The sequence below is a fragment of the Chlorobium sp. N1 genome (genome assembly GCF_004332115.1).
In the GTDB taxonomy this organism is placed as follows: domain Bacteria; phylum Bacteroidota; class Chlorobiia; order Chlorobiales; family Chlorobiaceae; genus Chlorobium.
Genome location: NZ_SJPA01000028.1, coordinates 1 through 2,073, shown reverse-complemented (window position 1 = coordinate 2,073; position 2,073 = coordinate 1). Strand labels below are relative to the sequence as shown.

The following is a 2,073-nucleotide window of genomic DNA, read 5'->3' as shown; positions in this document are numbered from 1 at the left end:
CCGTAATCAGGCATAGAAAAGAATGGGTTTCCCGCAACTAGAACTATATTTCAGCAACAGCGCCATAGAGGATTCGTCAGCCGGGGTTATCAGATGCGGCGCAAAAGATAGAACAACAATCCTCTCAATGAACAGCTCATCTTCATCTCCTCTCCCCTCCCGCCGCCCTCAGCGCAATAGCCGGAACAATCGCGCCCTGTGCGGGCAAACGCTTTTCCCTGTCATCGGCATCGGAGCTTCGGCCGGAGGCCTTGAGGCGCTTCAGCTTTTTCTGAAAAATATCGTCCACCCATGCGGGATGGCCATTGTAGTGGTGCAGCACCTTGACCCAACCCATCACGCCATCATTGTAGAGCTGCTTCAGCGGGTGACAGACCTTCCTGTCGCCGAGGTCACAGACCGCCTGAAAATCGAGCCGGGCCGGGTCTATGTCATCCCGCCGAATAAAGACATGTCGATTCTCCACGGCACGCTGCACCTGCTTGAAATGACTGAACCCCGTGGCCTTCGCCATCCTATCGACTTCTTTTTCCGCTCCCTGGCCGACGACCTTTGCGAACGGGCCATCGGCGTAATCCTCTCGGGTATGGGTTCTGACGGCGCACTCGGTCTTCGGACCATCAGGGAACGTGGCGGAGCGGTGTTTGTTCAGGATCCCGCTACGGCAAAGTTCGACGGGATGCCCAGCAGCGCCATCAATGCCGGTCTTGCTGATATCGTTGCCCCGGCAGAAGAGCTTCCGGCAAGGATCCTGGCATACCTCAAAAAGATCCCGCTGCCCCTCAACCGAGCGCCGGTCATCGACGACCGCGAAGCCGGTAATCTTGAAAAAGTGGTGATGCTCCTCAGGTCCAGGACGGGGCATGATTTTTCATTCTATAAGCAAAACACGTTCTATCGCCGTATTGAGAGGCGCATGGGTATCCACCAGATCGAACGGATTGGCGATTACATCCGCCTGCTGCAGGAAAGTCAGCAGGAATCGAATCTTCTTTTCAAGGAGCTTCTGATCGGGGTTACCAGCTTTTTTCGTGATCCGATGGCGTGGGATTCGCTGAAATCGAAGGGACTGCCTTCAATTTTCAGCAGGAAGCCGTCCGGCGGACCCCTGCGGGTATGGGTGGCAGGCTGTTCAACCGGCGAAGAGGCCTATTCGATTGCGATGCTTTTCAGGGAATCGATTGAGGAAATGAAACCGGCCGGGTCGTTCAAACTCCAGATTTTTGCCACGGACCTTGACAAGGACGCCATCGAAAAAGCCAGAAACGGCATCTACCCCGCCAACATATCAGCCGATATTTCCGAACAACGGCTCCAGCGATTCTTTGAGAAGAACGAAACCGGCGGATGGAGGGTGTCCAGAGAGATCCGCGAACTGATTGTTTTCGCCCCCCACGATATCATCATGGACCCGCCCTTCATCATGCTGGATATCATCATATGCAGAAACCTGCTCATCTACATGGAGCCGGAACTGCAGAAGAAACTCATGTCACTGTTTCACTACAGCCTGAAGCCCGGCGGTCTGCTGTTCCTCGGTTCGGCCGAAACCATCGGCATCAACACGCAGCTCTTTGAGCCTCTCGACAACAAAGCAAGAATTTTCCGTCAGATCCATCGTGGCATCCGTCCCCAGATCATCGATTTTCCGGCAGCATTCTCCCATGCTATCCCGGTACCGGCAGATATCGCTGAACCCGAACGAAAAAATAAAGCACACGACATGAACCTGCAGTCGCAGACAGAGCAGTTTCTTCTGGGGCATTTCACCCCCGCTGCTGTCCTGACAAACCAGATGGGCGACATCATCTATATAAACGGCAGGACCGGGAAATTCCTTGAGCCGCCGGCAGGCCAGGCGAACTGGAATATTTTCGCCATGGCCCGTGAAGGACTCGGCTATGAGCTGAACCTGCTGTTCGGCACAGCCATCCGCCATGCCGGCCCTGTCAGAAAACAAGGGGTGGTGATTGGCGGCACGCAAGACAAGCAGTCCGTGAGCCTGAGGGTTGAGCAGCTGAAGTCGCCCGAATCCCTTTACGATCTCGTTCTGACGGTTTTTGAGGATACAAT

General features: G+C 54.8%; 1 protein-coding gene. It reads left to right on the top strand.

What is annotated here, in order from left to right:
- Nucleotides 1-127: 127 nt before the first annotated feature.
- The coding region (locus tag E0L29_RS11395; RefSeq protein WP_278248925.1) for a chemotaxis protein CheB at nt 128-2,073 on the top strand (1,946 nt) is incomplete at its 3' end.